Genomic DNA, 14312 nt, shown 5'->3' with positions numbered 1-14312 from the left:
ATGGTCGCCGCGGGTCATTGTCCGATATGGAACTCACCCTTCGGTTCTTCGCGAATTTCCGCGAGGCGGTCGGACAGAAGACGCTGGAACGGGAGTACGAGGACGACACGACGGTCGGCGAGGTGCTCGAATCGCTGACCGAGGAGTACCACGACCTCGATTTCTTCGAGGACGGCGACCTCAGACCACAGCTTTCCATCATGCGAAACGGAAAGGACGTCGTGCACATCGACGGTCGAGAGACCTCCCTCTCGGACGGCGACAGGCTGAGCATCTTCCCCCCGGTTGCAGGTGGATAGATGCGACGCGAGAAATCCTTCCGGGGAATCAGTGAACGACTCGCGCGGAAGTACCTCGAAAACCTCGGCGGGGAGGTACGTGACGACGGGACAGTCGTCGCCGAGGAGTGGGAGGCCTCGCTCTCCTCGGAGACGGTGAGCATCGGCCCGACGGTGGAGTTGACCGAGGTGACCATCGCCTTCGAGGGCGACGAGGAGTCCCTCAATTCCGTCGTCCCGAAGTTTTCACAGAAAGCGATGCGGGCGGGCGGATAGCACCGGAGGAAGACGACCCATGACTCCCGACGTCCATCCCATCGACGGGCAAATCGTCGTACTTGCGGGTGCCAAAGCCAGCGTGCCGCTCGAACGTCTCTCGGAACTCCTCCCCGTAGTGCAGGCCGACCTCGGACCGCGAATCGACGACTATCGACGGGAGTACGAGCGGATTCACGAAACGCCCGAGCGGAGCGTCTTCCTCGTGGAGACGGGTCACTGGAAGACGGTCGGCGACCGCCTCGGCTTCGAACGCCGCGAGCGGGACGCGGTTCGACGGGCACACGAGGAGCAGTTCCGACGAATCGGGCGGGACGAAGGACGGACGGAGGAGTTCGAGAACGCGCTGGAAATTCGGGACGCGGTGCTCGTCGGCACGACGGACTAGCGCGGCCGGTCCCCGAAAAATACCGTTTCGAGGTACTTCCATCCTATTCTATCGCGTCGAACGCGGACTCCAAGTCGGCGATGAGGTCCTTCGGGTGTTCGACGCCGACCGAGACGCGGAGCAGCGAATCCGAGATACCGATTTCGGCGCGCTCCTCGGGCGTCAGCGGCGCGTGGGTCATGCTCGCCGGGTGTTCGATGAGCGACTCCACGCCGCCGAGGCTGACGGCCAACGGGAACTCGTCCAGCTCGGCGACGAAGCGTTCCACGTCGGGCAAGTCGCCGTCGAGTTCGAACGAGAGGACGCCACCGGCACCCTCCATCTGTCGCTGGGCGAGGTCGTACTGCGGATGGGATTCGAGTCCGGGGTAGTAGACGGTCGAAACCTTCTCGTGTTCGTCCAGATAGGCGGCGATTTCGGCGGCGTTGGATTCGTGCTGACGCATTCGGAGCGGGAGCGTCTTCAACCCGCGGAGGGTCAGGAAGGCGTCGAAGGGCGCGAGCATGTTACCCATTCCGACCTGCTGGAGGAAGCCGATTTCGTCGGCGAGGTCGGCGTCGTCGGTGACGACGGCGCCGCCGATGGAGTCGCTGTGGCCGTTCAGGTACTTCGTCGTGCTGTGGACGACGACGTCGGCACCGAGTTCGAGCGGGTGCTGGAAGTACGGCGAAAGGAAGGTGTTGTCCACGCCGAGGGTCGCATCGACCGACTCGGCGACCGAAGCGATGGCTTCGATGTCACAGAGTCGGAGGAGCGGGTTCGTCGGCGTCTCCATCCAGATGAGTGCGGTTTCGTCGCGCACGGCGTCGGACACGGCGTCGGTGTCGCGGGCGTCCACGAAGTCGACGGCAACGTCGAGGCGCTCTCGGAACAGGTCCTTGAGCATCGTCTTCGTTCCGCCGTAGAGGTCGTCGAACGCGACGACGTGGTCGCCGGGGGTGACGGACGCCGTAATCGTGGCGACGATGGCGGACGTGCCGGAGGCGAAGGCCATGCCGTAGTCGCCGCCTTCGAGCGCCGCGATGCGCTGTTCCAGCGCGTGGCGGGTCGGGTTGGCGAGCCGCGAGTAGAGATACTGGTTCTCGTCGGGGTCCAAATCCTCCAGCCCGACGTCCGGGTCGATGCCGCCAGCTTCGTAGGTCGATGCGAGGTGGATGGGCATCGTCACGTCGCCTGCCCGCTCGTGGTGGGGCGGTTGTTCGGCGTGCGTCACCGCCATCGTTTCGAATTTCGGAGAGTCGGAAGACCGGTCAGTCATGCCACCGTCACGTTCGACGACCAGACTTAGTAGCTTTCGATGCGGTAGATGTTGCCATGCGCCGCGAGAATCGCCGTTCCCTGTGAATTATCGTGAAACATAGTGGTGAAATATTGCCGACGTGTTTCGGCTAAACTCAGGCCGAATCGTCGGGGTTTCGCCCCCGAATTTTCTCGCGCGCGGTGGTCGAGGTGGAGAAAGAGAGACTCGAAAGAGAGCGTCCGGCCCGTTCCCGGAACCCCCGCCGACGAAAATGAAAAGTGGACCTTAGTCGTCGCCCGAAGCGGCCGCGCCGCCGCGACTGACGCCGGTTCCGGGGCCGACGTCGATGCCGAGTTCTTCGAGTTTCTCGTCGGGGACCACGCCGTCCTCCCAGCCGCGAACCTCGTAGTACTCCTCTTTCATCTCGTCCAGTTCGGCGAGCGAGCCCTCGGAGCCGCCCTTGCCGGGGATGGCGTCCGGGTGGCCCTTCACGAACCGGGCCGGGAGCGAGTCGTCGTCGCCGTCGAAGCCGACGAGGTTGTTGTAGTAGCGTTCGAGGTTGTAGACGCGCTCACCGGCTTCCAGCAGGTCGTCCTCGGTCACGTCGAGGCCGGTCATGCCGTTGTACTGGAGGACGTACTCCTCGATACCTTCCGCGAAGGCGTTGAACTTGCAGATGTCGAAGGAGTCGCTGATGGCGTGGAGGTCCTGGAAGGTGGCACAGAGTTCGCCCTTGCCCTTCCACTCGGTCGGCTCGGCCTTCTCCGGGATGCCGAGGATTTCCGCGGCGGGCGTGTAGCCGCGCAGGTGGCAGGCACCGCGGTTGCTCGTCGCGTAGCCGATGGCCATCCCCTTCATGCTCCGCGGGTCGTAGGCGGCCATCGTCTGGCCCTTCACGTCGAGCGACATCTCGGGGTCGCCAAGTTCGGACGCCGCGCGGCCCGCGCCCTTGGCGAGCAGGTCCGCGAGGTCGTCACCCTCCTCGCGCTGGGCGATGCGCTCTATCATGTCTATCATGGTGTCGGCGTCGCCCCAGTCGAGGCCTTCGTCCAGATAGCCCTTCTCGGTGGCCTCCATCGCCATCGCCATGGTGTTGCCAGCGTCGATGGTGTCGATGCCCATCGCGTTACAGCGGTCTATCATCGCCGCGATTTTGTCGCGGTCGTCGTTCATCGAGTTCGGACCGAGCGCCCACGCGGATTCGTACTCGTAGGACTCCATCCGAACGTTCATGTCCTCGCCCTTGTGGTGGACCTGCACTTCGACTTCCTTCTTGCAGGCGACCGGGCAGGAGTGACAGGTGGGTTCGTCCACGAGAATGTTCTCGCGGACGTTCTCGCCGGAGACGTTTTCGGAGTCTATCTGTCGTCCCTCGGGGTTCTCCTCGCCCTCGCTGTGCGTGCTGGTGAACTTCCCGTTCCGGGTCGGAAGGCCGTCCATCTCTTCGGTGAGGTTCATCAGGACGTTCGTCCCGTACAGCGACAGGCCGCCCTCGTTCGGGGCGGTCACGTCGGACTCCTGAATGACCTGCATGGCCTGCTGGTGGCCCTTCTGGAACGTCTCTTGGTCCGCCGGTTTCGGCATCTTCGTCGTGGATTTGATGACGATTGCCTTGAGACCCTTCGAACCCATGACAGCGCCGGTCCCGCCGCGACCGGACGCGCGGTCGTCCTCGTTCATGATGCAGGCGTACCGAACGGTGTTCTCGCCGCCCGGTCCGATGGCCATCATCGAGAGGTTCTTGCCGTACGACCCTTCGACCTCCTCTTCCAAGGTGTCGCGCGTCTCGTGGACGGTCTTGCCCCAGAGGTGGGAGGCGTCACGAAGTTCGATTTCGCCGTCCTCGACGACCGCGTACACCGGGTCCTCGGACTGTCCTTCGAACAGCAGGCCGTCGAATCCGGCCCACTTCAGTCGCGCTCCCGACCAGCCGCCGTGGTGCGAGTCCGTGACGGTGTTGGTCAGCGGCGACTTCGTACACACCGCGATGCGACCGCTCATCACGACTTGCGTCCCCGTGAGCGGACCGTTCATGAACGCCAGGAGGTTGTCCGGACCGAGCGGGTCCACGTCCGGGCCTTGGTCGAACACGTACTTTACACCCAGTCCACGCGCGCCGATGTACTTCTTCGCGTCCTCGTCGTCGACGCTCTCGTAGTCCACCGACCCGTCCGAAAGGTCCACGCGGGCAACGTGGTCTTGGAATCCGCCTAGTTCGGTCATGGTAACGTCTAGTGATTATATAGGGGCGCTATCATGTTAGTCGTTATCAGTCTAGAGTAATCGAAAATGGTTACGTCGTAGGGTGGGCGGGCGAGGTGTTTGGACCGCTTGGCTACTCTTCGATGTCGAACGAGTACACTCGGTTTTCGTCAACGGTGTAAACTGTATCGTCGTGGAGGGCGGGTGTGTCGCGTGCGTCTCCGAACAGTTCGAACCGCTGGAGCGTGTCGCCATCGTCCGCATCGAGAGCATACACCCGACGGTCGTCGCTTGCGATGTAGACCGTCCCGTCTTCGACGGTTGGTTCCGTTAGCGTGGCCTGGTAGTCGTAGCCGTACGTCGGGTAGGTATACTTCGTATCGAACGTCCAGCGTTCGCTTCCATCGGCGGTGTCCAGCGCGAACAGTTTCTGCGCGTCGCTGGGACCCCCCGAGACGACGTACAGCGTATCGTCGGCGAGCGTCAAGGTCTCCCCGTCGTGATTGGAGGACCAGTTCTCGGTTCCGTCCGCCGGGTCGAGTGCGACGACGTTCCTATCCCTAACGGAACCGCCACCGACGATGAATACGGTTTCGTCGTTAGCGGCTACCGCCTCCGCGTCCCGGTCGTCGGTCCACTTTTCGCTGCCGTCCGTTGCATCGAGTGCGTACGTCCCTTCGGTGGTGGCGGCGTACACCGTCTCGTCCTGTACGGCGACGGGACCGGTCATTTCGACCGATATCGAGGGGTCGTCCGAATCGAATTCGCTGCTCCAACGTATCGACCCGTCGCCCGCGTCGTATGCGGTCACGTACGCACTGCCGTAAAGGGAACTCTCGGTGCCGACGTAGACGACGCCATCTACGACGACTGGCCTCCCGGTTCCCTCCGGGGCCTTCTCGTGCCACCGCGTCGTCCCTGTCGCGTCGTCGATGGCGTAGACGAAGTTGTAGCTACTGCCGCCGTCCCCGCCGAGCGAACAGTAAACCGTCCCGTCCGCTACGGTCGTCCAGACGTGTCGGAACGTGTCGTTCTCGTTCTCACCCAGCGAAATACTCCATCGTTCGGTTCCCTTTTCTCGGTCGAACGCTCGGAGCGTGCTGTTCGTGGCGGCGTAAACGGACGTGTCGTCGGCGCTGGCCGTTCTGAACGACTCGCTGCTTCCGAAGTCGAGGGTTCGTCGCCAGTTGGCGGTCTCCGTCGGTCCGCTGATAGCGTACAGGACACCGATATCGTCCACGACGTAGACGGTCTCCCCGACGAGCGCACACCCCGTCGGCGCGTTCACGGACGCGCGAAGCGGAACCTGCCACTTCAGAGAGCCATCTCCGGTGTCGAACGCGGCGATTTCCTGTGAGTCTTCGTCATCGACTTCACGCGGATAGTAGACGGTGGACCCGCTGACCGATAGTTCGGCGACGGTGGTGTACCGGAACTCGTCGGTTTCGCTCCCCTTCCAGCGGACGCTTCCGTCGTCTGCAGCGAGCGCCCAGACTGTTTGAGTCTCGCCCACATAGACGGTCTCGTCGGCGACCACCGGTGAGGTGAGGTGAATATCGCCCGCCAGTTCGTGTTGCCATCGTGTCCCCCCATCGTCGGCGGAGAGGGCTGTCACGAACGTCCGTCGGTCGGGATTGCTACCGCTGTCGTCACGGTAGTTCATCGTGACGTAAACGGTGCCATCGACGACCGCTGGTGCGTTCGGTTCCGGGCCATACACGTCGGAACCGACATGCACCGGTGCGTTCCACAGCAGCGTCCCATCTACCACATCGAACGCGTAGAGGGTGCCACCCTCCGTGAAGTAGACGCCGCCGTCGCCGACTGCAGGAACGTGGTCCGCGGTGTCCATCTGCCCGCCGTAGTTGGCGGCGTACTCGACGTCTCCGCCGGACATCTCGACGCTCCACTGGAGTTCTCCGGTGTCTGCTGAGAGGGCGAACCCGTAGGCTTGCGTTTCGATCCGCATCTTCAGGAAAACGGTACCGTCGCTTACGGTCGTCGAGGACGCACCGAGTTTCGGCGCATCACAGCCGTTCGCGGGCGAACCGGTCTCGGGATTCTCGAATGTCCACACCAACTCGCCGGTTTCGGTGTCGAGCGCGAACACCTGCCATCCGTAGCTGATATACATCGTTCCGTCGGCGACGGTCGGTGCTTCGTCCGTGTGGGTAGACCGGTCCGTGTACTCGTTTTGCCACAGAAACTCCCGCTCCTCCAAATCGAAGGCGGCGGCCCGTCCGTACTCTGACGCCAAATAAGCGACGCCATCGGCGATGGTAGGGGTCGAAATCTCGCTTGCGAGTTCGTCGGACAGGGATTCGCTCCACTCGATCCACGGCGTCTCTCCCAATTCACGTGCATCGGGATTGTACCCCGTGTTCCGGGCATCGAACTGGAACGTCGCCCAGTCCGACGAATGCAACTCCGTCGAAGCGTTGGTCTCGGTATCCGCCGCTTGGGAGGATTGCTTCGTCATCGTACCGGGCGTGTCTGTGGCCGTTGCTCCCGCAACACCGGCGACACCGGCTGCGAGGCCGACCGTCTTCAGGAACGTGCGACGTGTATCCTTTGACATGCGGATTATTCATTCGAGAGAGACGTATTTGCTATCAGGTCGCTAATCGTCTTTTCGTCCATTTCACGTCGTTTCACCCGTGGGATTCCAGACAGGATGGTCTCTCCCTATCGGTGGATATCATGTCTAGAAAATAGAACAATCACCCGACGAAGAAATGCAGCGCGTCGTTCGCACAAACTGTATTTTTCACCGAAACCTCTCACGATCAAACACCGATCCGAGATATATGACAAATTTTCGGAACCAATAGTAACCGGATAATTATCTGATAACATATGTGTTCGGACGCGGAATACGGCTACTCGCGGTCGAAGGAGTAGACGAACCCGTAGTCGCCGTTGGACCGGTCCGAACTCCCGGCGTACGCCGGGTCTAAATCACCGCGTTTTAGCCCGGTTGTCCCCAATCATCGGGCCGATGTCTTCATCTCGCGCCCGAACGCCCACGCGACGCTGGCTCGTCGCCGTCCTCGTGGCGGCCGTCATCTGTTATTTCTCCGTGTTCGCGTCGCCCGACGTCGGCGTCGAGCGGTTGGGTCCGCTCTCCCTCTTCGGTCGGGACAAGTGGTTCCACGCGGCGGGATACGCCGTCCTCGCCGTCTCCATCGCCGCCGCCGTGGGGGTGAGAAATCACCTCGACGGCCGTTCCGACCGGTACGGACGTGCGGTTCTCCTCGCGGTCGTCGGTGCGGTCGGTTTCGGCATCGCCATGGAGTTCGCACAACTGGCGGTGCCTCTCCGCCACACGTCGGCCATGGACGTCGGCGCGGATACGGTCGGGGCGGTGATTGGCGCGGTCGGGTGGTGGCTCGTCGCACGCCGAGACGAAGCCGATTTACGCTCGTAACCGTTCTCTCCGACAATGAGTACGCCGACTCCCGAGAGCTACGAGCGGGGCAAGGGTATGGACGCCCACAACTCCGTGATGCGCGATATTCGCGCCCGGAAGGAGAAGCACTACGACCCGCACGAACCGACGCGGGTGTGGCTGGACGAGGACAACACGCCCGATGGCGTCTACCAGAGTCTCACCATCATCCTCAACACCGGCGGCTGTCGCTGGGCGCGCGCCGGTGGCTGTACGATGTGCGGCTACGTCGCCGAATCCGTCGAAGGCGGAAGCGTCCCCCACGACGCCCTGATGGACCAAATCGAGGTCTGTCTGGACCACGAACGCGAGGGAGCCGACGAGAAGAGCGGTCTCATCAAAATCTACACCTCGGGGTCGTTCTTGGACGAGCGCGAGGTCGGCGCGGAGACGCGCGAGGCCATCGCCGAGACGTTTTCCGACCGCGACCGCATCGTCGTCGAGAGCCTGCCGGATTTCGTCACCCCCGAGAAACTGCGCGACTTCCGCGACGTCGGCCTCGAAACCGACGTTGCCATCGGACTGGAGACGGCGAACGACCGCGTGCGCCACGACAGCGTGAACAAGTACTTCGACTTCGACGACTTCATTCAGGCCAGCGAGAACGCCGAATCCGTCGGCGCTGGCATCAAGGCGTATCTGCTGATGAAACCGCCGTTCCTCTCCGAAGCCGAGGCGGTACAGGACATGAAGGAGTCCATCCGAAAGTGCGCCGAGTACGCCCACACCGTCTCGATGAACCCGACCAACGTCCAGCGCTACACCATGGTCGACGAGTTGTACTTCCGCGACGGCTACCGTCCGCCGTGGCTCTGGAGCGTCTGTGACGTTCTGGAGGACACGGCGGACGTCCCTGCCATCGTCGTCTCCGACCCCGTTGGCCACGGCAGCGACCGCGGCGCGCACAACTGCGGCGAGTGCGACGACCTCGTACAGAAGGCGATCAAGGACTTCGACCTTCGCCAGGACCCCTCCGTCTTCTCGGAGGTCTCCTGTGAGTGTGAGCACACGTGGGAGGCCGTCATGGAGCGCGAAACGAGCTATAGCCTCCCGCTGGCGCGGTAGTCAGGCCGACCTTATCGGGGCTACGGCGTGGATAACAAAGTACGTACCACCCGAGTCGTCTCTCGGGGGGAGGGCAGCGGCCCGAAGGAATGACGAACACAGGTGGGACGTACGAAACGGTGTTCTGTTCGAACGGCTGGATAGAGATCCGGCATCCGGAGCGGACGGCACAGTGGATCGCCACGGACTCACCGACAGAGGTACGGCGCTAATGTACGCCGGACCGGTCATCCTCTGGCCGCTGGTCCTGCTCTTCGTGGGGGGACTGCTGGTGTCCGTCGCGTGGCGACTCCTCGCACGCCAGCGACGGAAGTAGCAGTTACCGGGCGCGTCGAGTCTCGACGGGACGAGGATTTTTCGAAACGTTCAGTTCAGAGCTTCCGCGCCATCATCACCTCGTCGACGAACTCGTCGCCGACGAGATAGTGGTCCGCGCGGGTGGCCTCGGTTTCCCACCCGTACTCCTGCAGCAGCTCGATTGCGGTCTCGTTCGTTGCTGGAAGGCTCTGATAGACCTTCGTGTAGCCCGCGTCGCGCGCCCAGTCCATCGCGCGTTCCAGTAGCCGTCCGCCGATGCCGTGTTCGCGGAAGGGGCCGCGCACGCCGACGGTCAACTCGGCGGTGTGGCGCAGTTGGTCGAGTTCCGGCGCGTCGAGGTGGACCCATCCGGCGACCTCGCCGTCGTTTTCGCCGCCCTCAACGGTGGCGACGTAGAACATCCGCGAGCGGCGGTCGTTGCGGCGCAAGAGCGCTCCCTCGTCGCTGATGTCGGCGGCGACGCGCTGGGCGGAAATCGACGCCCCCTCGTCGGCGACCTCTCGAATCGCCGTCTCGATGCCGCTCCAGTCGGACTGCCGCGCCTGCCGGATGCGGTACGAGAGGTCCTCTTCCTCGTACGTCTCGACCTCTTCGTCCAGCGCGAGGTGGAGTTCGCCCTCGTCTCGGACGAGCAGACCGGCGTCCACGAGGTCGGCCACCGTCTCGTGGAACTCCTCCGGTGGAATCCGAACCCGCGGCTCCGTCGTTCCCGACCGGGCCGGTTTCGACCCGGACCGCGAGTCGATGCGAACCTCGTCGCGGACCTCTTCGACGGTGGCCGAACCGCTCCGCTCGACGTGGTGGTAGATGCGTTGCTGAATCGTGTCCTCGAACTCGAGGTCAGCGGGTGCTCCCATAGGTGTGGGTACCACTCCGAAGGGATTTATTATTTATCGCCTAAAAAAGCGCACCTCGGATTATAAACTCGCGAACGAATAAATCTATTTTTCTTCGACGTGCCGCACTTCGGTGGCGATGCCGCGGGTGGATTCGGCCATCTCCGGGCCGCTCATCTCGGCGCGGCCGATGGCGAACGCCTTCGGGCCTTCGATGACCACCTCGTCGCCGGGGCGGATGTCGTCGTCGGCGTCCACCACCCCGGGCGCGAGGACGCTCCCGTGAGGCGCGAACGCGTCGATTTCGACCCGCTTTACCGGCGCGTCGCTCTCGACCCATCGGCGGGCACCCGCGAGCGTGAACGAGAGGGTGCCGTACTGGGGAACCATCGCCGCGAGTTGTTCGCCGTCGTCGTCGTGCACTCTGAGTTTCGGATAGCGACTCTGGATGTTGAGTTCGGAAAAGAGCGCGTCGCCAGCGCCGTCGCCGAACTGGTAGTCCGCCATCGCCCGGACGGTGTTGTGCTGGCGGTCGCGCTTGCCGTACTTCGACTCGCCCGTGAGCGTGCTGGCGAGATTGCCGAGCGATTCCGTCGTCGTCGGGTGGTCCTCGACGGTGTACTCGAACTCCACGTCGAGCGCCTCCTCGACTCGCTCGCACACGTCGCGGTACCCCTCCTCGGGCACGTGGGCGATGATTCTCGGGTATTCGTTTCGCTCCAGATAGCGCCGGAGGACCTCCGCCACGAACTCCTTTTCGTCCTCGCTCCAGCGGCCGGTAACCACGGAATCGTAGTGCTGTGCGGGGTAGGTCAGTTCGAGTTCCTGCGGGACGACGCCGATGGGACTCGTCATCGACACCTTGTGCGCGCGGAACTGGATGGCGTCGTGGTACTGGCCGTGACTCTGGGATTCGCTGTAGGGCTTTTTCGCCGAACACGGCAGGAGTACCAGCGGGCGGTCGAACCGATTCCGATAGCGCGTCGTCACGCGGTCGGCGAAGCGCTGAATCTCCACGCGGCGAAGGCTGTCTTCGGTCGCGGCGGCGAGTTCCGCGTTCCGGATGACGGGCGTTCGCTCCTCGACGTAACTCCACTGCTGGTCGAACTCCCGGAAGGCGGCCGTTAGCCACTGCTCGTGGCGGGCCTGTCCCTCGATGTAATCGCGGAGTCGCCCCGAGCGGATTCGCTCGCGGACGATGCCCAACTCGGCCCGGAGCGCGTTGACGTTGTGTTCGACGCAGTGTTCGCGCGTGAACTCGTCGACCGGGCGCTGGCAGGCCGGGCAGGAACACGGCAGTTCGTGGAGGTCGTCCAAGTAGTGTTGCCCTTCCGTCGTCAGGTACTTCCCTTGGGTTCCTTTGACGACTGCCAAATCCGAGTCCACGAGGTCCACCCCGGCGTACACCAGCGTGGCGACGTTCTCCGGCGTGGCGACCCCCGACAGCACGAGCGCGCTGTCGGCGGGAATCGCTTCGCGGGTGTCGATGATGGCGTCCTTGAACCCGGCCCCGTGTCCGACGACGCCGCGCGCACCCGAGAGGACGTAGGCGTCCGCTCCGTAGTCGTCCGCCGTCTCCGGCGCGACGACGGCGGCGCTCGGATAGTCCACGTCCGGGTAGTCCACCGCGAACGACTCCATCACTTCCTCGTCGGTCCCGCTCGGGAACGACCGGTGGGGCAGGACGGTCAGTTTCGACTCGTCACCCTCAGGCAGGTCGCGGTCCTTGAACCAGAGACTCCCGGCATCCGAAATCACGTCGTCCGCCAGCGCGGGCGTCGTCAGGGACTCCGAAAGCCGGAGTTCCCCGATTCGGGCCGCCCCATCGCGGCCGTGAATCTCGAAATAGTCAGTCATACCCGTTGTTCGGGGAAGCGGATTGAACTATCTTGCGTAACACCGTGAGTGCCGCGTTCCGCGTCGTCCGCGGTTCGACCGGCGACGGGGACCGGACAGCAGTCATCCGAGAGAAGAGTCGTGCGGCCGTCGAGTCCGGGTGAGTTGACGCCGTTATCGACTCGGGTGGGCCGACACGGTGCCACGGTGAACCACACACGCCCTCCACAGCGAGTCCGTGGCACAGCCGATAGATTCGTCCAATACCGGAACACACCGTCCCGGCACGTCGAAGAAACGGCGTGGTCTCCCCCAATCGTTTCGCTTTCGAATTAATGGAATATATACCGTCGTGGAACGACACCGGCGCCGCCCACCCTCAGACGGTCGTGAGGTCCACGGTTCGAACCGCGTCGGGAAGGAGCGTGAGCGCCGATTCGGGCCACCCCTCGTGTGCGAGCGTGAAGTCGGTTTCCGGGTTCTCGTCGACCAACCGCGCCACGCCGCGGGCCGCCGATTCGTATCCCGCAGCGTCCATTCGGTCCGGGATTTCGGCCGTGAGCGGATACGTCTCCGAGAGCGCGCGCGGGAACGGACCGAACGGCGGCACGACGTTCCACGACTCGTCGTAGCGACTGCTCGGGTTCCCCTCCGTCAGGAGCACCTTTCCTTCGGGATTCAACCGCGAGAGGCGCTGGTGGTGGCGGACGACCTCGGGGCGTGCGGCGCTCTCGCCCGAGAGGTAGAAGAACGCGCCCTTCGAGGCCGGGTCGGTGCGTTCGAGCTGTGCGGCGTGGTCGCCGAGCGCGCGATAGCCGTCGAGCATCGCGGGATGGGCGCGGGCGCGGTTCTCGACCAGTTCGAACAGGTTACCCGTCCGAATCGCCTGCTTGATGGTTCGTATCTCCTCGAACGTGACGTGGAGGTTGTGCTCCGCCAGCAGTCGCTCCCGCTCCCGCTCGCCCTCCTCGCGGATTTCCTCGGGCGTGTGGTTCGCACAGATTGGACACGAACAGGGGAAGTAATCGAGGTCGTCCAATTGCTCCGTGCCGCGAACCGTCAGGTAGCGGCCGTCGCGGGCGTACAGCGCGTACGCCGCGGAGTCGAACAGGTCACAGCCCATGGCGACCGCAAGCGCGAACATCATCGGGTGGCCCGCGCCGAACAGGTGCACCGGCGCGTCCGCGCCCAGTCCGCGTTTCGCACCCGCCACGACGTCCACCATGTCGCCGTACCGGTATTCGTTCATCAGCGGGACGACCGCGCCGACGGGGAACACGTCGAGCGACGTGTCTTCCGCGTGGCGGCCCGCCTCCTCGCGGAGGTCGGGATACGTCGACCCCTGCACCGGCGCGTTGACGAGCATGTCGCCGACGTCGACGGTTTCGGCGAATTCGAGGCGTTCCTGCGTCGTCGCCAGTTCCTCCTCGGCCTGCTCGCGGTCCACGTCCGGGGGCGTCGGGATGTCAACGGGCGTCCCGATGTCCGACCCGATGTCGTGTTGGAACCGGAGGATTTCCTCGGTCGTTACGGTGATTTCGCCGTACTCGGCCAGTTGGAACGACCCGGAGTCGGTCATGATGGCCCCGTCGAAGTCGAGGAGTTCGTGCAGGCCGACGTCGAGCGCTTCGTCGCGGAAGTCCTCGCTCTTGTAGAGGATGTAGGAGTTGGTGATGAGGATGTCCGCGCCGAACTCGCTTTCGAGGCGGGACGGCTCGACCGTCTGCATGTGCGGGTTGACGACCGGCAGGAGCGCGGGCGTCTCGACCGTCACACCCGCGCGCGGGACGGTGAGTTCCCCGATTCGCCCCGCCCCGTCTTGGTCGCGGATTTCGAAGTTGTCTCGTTCCATTACCGCCGCGTAGCCGCGGTGTCGGTGTAAGAATTCCGCTCTCGGATTCTCGGATGCGACGGAAACGGTCTCGGTTTGAGCGGTCGGTCAGCGACGAACCGGGTTGGAGCGCCATCGTACCGCCGTTGGCCGCCGTCTCGTATTTAAACCCTCGCCCGGGGATTTAGGAGGGTCGAATGCGAGTACGTCGCATGGACTCGATTGCCTTATCGGACCGTGAAGCGACGGAAGTGACTGACGGCGTGTACCTCGCGCAACTGGCCGCCGGAGAACGGATGAGTATCCAGCACTTCCACATCGAACCCGGCGCGACCGTGCCGGAGCACAGCCACGAACACGAGCAGACCGGATTCATCTACGGGAGCGCGCTGACGTTCATCGTCGACGGCGAGGAGTTCGTCATCGAGGAGGGGGACTCCTATGCGATTCCGGGCGACGAACCGCACGCGGCGGAGAACAGGACTGACGTTCCGGTTCGGGGCATCGACGTGTTCAGTCCGCCGCGGCTCGACGTGCCGTGGAAGTGAGACGGTTCGCACCGCAGCGTAACTGAAACTTATTATCGTGATGGTT

General features: G+C 63.7%; 12 protein-coding genes. 6 read left to right on the top strand and 6 right to left on the bottom strand.

Annotated elements, in window-relative coordinates; all coding sequences use genetic code 11:
* Nucleotides 1–26 precede the first annotated feature (26 nt).
* The 3 genes from OPC11_RS04245 to OPC11_RS04235 are packed head-to-tail and all read left to right on the top strand — an operon-like array spanning nucleotide 27 to nucleotide 942.
* The gene (locus tag OPC11_RS04245; RefSeq protein ID WP_007983640.1) at nucleotides 27–299 is read left to right on the top strand and encodes a ubiquitin-like small modifier protein 1; all 273 of its coding nucleotides are present in this window, start codon (nucleotides 27–29) and stop codon (nucleotides 297–299) included.
* The gene (locus OPC11_RS04240) at nucleotides 300–554 is read left to right on the top strand and encodes a hypothetical protein (protein ID WP_264781105.1); all 255 of its coding nucleotides are present in this window, start codon (nucleotides 300–302) and stop codon (nucleotides 552–554) included. It begins immediately after the preceding gene.
* A gap of 19 nt (nucleotides 555–573) precedes the next feature.
* On the top strand, nucleotides 574–942 hold the full coding sequence (locus OPC11_RS04235) for a hypothetical protein (protein WP_264781104.1): 369 nt from the start codon (nucleotides 574–576) through the stop codon (nucleotides 940–942).
* Nucleotides 943–985: 43 nt separating this feature from the next.
* Here the strand turns inward: OPC11_RS04235 and OPC11_RS04230 are convergent, their stop codons facing one another.
* From OPC11_RS04230 to OPC11_RS04220, 3 genes are all read right to left on the bottom strand, one after another.
* Nucleotides 986–2161 (bottom strand): aminotransferase class I/II-fold pyridoxal phosphate-dependent enzyme, encoded by a 1176-nt coding sequence (locus OPC11_RS04230; RefSeq protein WP_264781328.1) that lies wholly within the window; start codon nucleotides 2159–2161, stop codon nucleotides 986–988.
* A 306-nt stretch (nucleotides 2162–2467) separates the two neighbouring features.
* Nucleotides 2468–4405 (bottom strand): aldehyde ferredoxin oxidoreductase family protein, encoded by a 1938-nt coding sequence (locus tag OPC11_RS04225; RefSeq protein WP_007983633.1) that lies wholly within the window; start codon nucleotides 4403–4405, stop codon nucleotides 2468–2470.
* A 112-nt stretch (nucleotides 4406–4517) separates the two neighbouring features.
* On the bottom strand, nucleotides 4518–6962 hold the full coding sequence (locus OPC11_RS04220) for a PQQ-binding-like beta-propeller repeat protein (protein ID WP_264781103.1): 2445 nt from the start codon (nucleotides 6960–6962) through the stop codon (nucleotides 4518–4520).
* Nucleotides 6963–7382: 420 nt separating this feature from the next.
* On the opposite strand from OPC11_RS04220, the gene OPC11_RS04215 reads away from it, so the two are divergent.
* Nucleotides 7383–7811: a VanZ family protein gene (locus OPC11_RS04215; RefSeq protein ID WP_007983629.1), complete on the top strand. Its 429-nt coding sequence runs from the start codon at nucleotides 7383–7385 to the stop codon at nucleotides 7809–7811.
* 15 nt (nucleotides 7812–7826) lie between these two features.
* On the top strand, nucleotides 7827–8897 hold the full coding sequence (locus tag OPC11_RS04210) for an archaeosine biosynthesis radical SAM protein RaSEA (protein ID WP_264781102.1): 1071 nt from the start codon (nucleotides 7827–7829) through the stop codon (nucleotides 8895–8897).
* A gap of 371 nt (nucleotides 8898–9268) precedes the next feature.
* Here OPC11_RS04210 and OPC11_RS04205 read toward each other — a convergent pair whose 3' ends face one another.
* The 3 genes from OPC11_RS04205 to tgtA all read right to left on the bottom strand — a co-directional run bounded on the left by OPC11_RS04205 (nucleotide 9269) and on the right by tgtA (nucleotide 13739).
* The gene (locus OPC11_RS04205; protein ID WP_007983623.1) at nucleotides 9269–10072 is read right to left on the bottom strand and encodes a GNAT family N-acetyltransferase; all 804 of its coding nucleotides are present in this window, start codon (nucleotides 10070–10072) and stop codon (nucleotides 9269–9271) included.
* 84 nt (nucleotides 10073–10156) lie between these two features.
* Nucleotides 10157–11908, bottom strand: coding sequence for an archaeosine synthase subunit alpha (arcS, locus tag OPC11_RS04200; RefSeq protein WP_007983620.1), 1752 nt, complete (start codon nucleotides 11906–11908; stop codon nucleotides 10157–10159).
* Nucleotides 11909–12266: 358 nt separating this feature from the next.
* Nucleotides 12267–13739, bottom strand: a complete 1473-nt coding sequence (gene tgtA, locus OPC11_RS04195) for a tRNA guanosine(15) transglycosylase TgtA (protein WP_264781101.1) — start codon at nucleotides 13737–13739, stop codon at nucleotides 12267–12269.
* A gap of 191 nt (nucleotides 13740–13930) precedes the next feature.
* On the opposite strand from tgtA, the gene OPC11_RS04190 reads away from it, so the two are divergent.
* Nucleotides 13931–14266, top strand: coding sequence for a cupin domain-containing protein (locus OPC11_RS04190; protein ID WP_007983617.1), 336 nt, complete (start codon nucleotides 13931–13933; stop codon nucleotides 14264–14266).
* Nucleotides 14267–14312: the final 46 nt, after the last annotated feature.

The sequence above is a fragment of the Haladaptatus sp. T7 genome (assembly GCF_026008575.1).
In the GTDB taxonomy this organism is placed as follows: Archaea; Halobacteriota; Halobacteria; order Halobacteriales; family Haladaptataceae; genus Haladaptatus; species Haladaptatus paucihalophilus.
Note: the sequence above shows the minus strand (reverse complement) of the source record. Positions and strands in the feature narration are given on the sequence as shown.

Bases quoted from the DNA above. Each gene is read 5' to 3' on its own strand.
- arcS (WP_007983620.1), bottom strand. From the start codon at position 11,908: ATGACTGACTATTTCGAGATTCACGGCCGCGATGGGGCGGCCCGAATC.
- OPC11_RS04225 (WP_007983633.1), bottom strand. From the start codon at position 4,405: ATGACCGAACTAGGCGGATTCCAAGACCACGTTGCCCGCGTGGACCTT.
- OPC11_RS04235 (WP_264781104.1), top strand. From the start codon at position 574: ATGACTCCCGACGTCCATCCCATCGACGGGCAAATCGTCGTACTTGCG.
- OPC11_RS04240 (WP_264781105.1), top strand. From the start codon at position 300: ATGCGACGCGAGAAATCCTTCCGGGGAATCAGTGAACGACTCGCGCGG.
- OPC11_RS04230 (WP_264781328.1), bottom strand. From the start codon at position 2,161: ATGGCGGTGACGCACGCCGAACAACCGCCCCACCACGAGCGGGCAGGC.
- OPC11_RS04245 (WP_007983640.1), top strand. From the start codon at position 27: ATGGAACTCACCCTTCGGTTCTTCGCGAATTTCCGCGAGGCGGTCGGA.
- OPC11_RS04220 (WP_264781103.1), bottom strand. From the start codon at position 6,962: ATGTCAAAGGATACACGTCGCACGTTCCTGAAGACGGTCGGCCTCGCA.
- tgtA (WP_264781101.1), bottom strand. From the start codon at position 13,739: ATGGAACGAGACAACTTCGAAATCCGCGACCAAGACGGGGCGGGGCGA.
- OPC11_RS04210 (WP_264781102.1), top strand. From the start codon at position 7,827: ATGAGTACGCCGACTCCCGAGAGCTACGAGCGGGGCAAGGGTATGGAC.
- OPC11_RS04190 (WP_007983617.1), top strand. From the start codon at position 13,931: ATGGACTCGATTGCCTTATCGGACCGTGAAGCGACGGAAGTGACTGAC.
- OPC11_RS04205 (WP_007983623.1), bottom strand. From the start codon at position 10,072: ATGGGAGCACCCGCTGACCTCGAGTTCGAGGACACGATTCAGCAACGC.
- OPC11_RS04215 (WP_007983629.1), top strand. From the start codon at position 7,383: ATGTCTTCATCTCGCGCCCGAACGCCCACGCGACGCTGGCTCGTCGCC.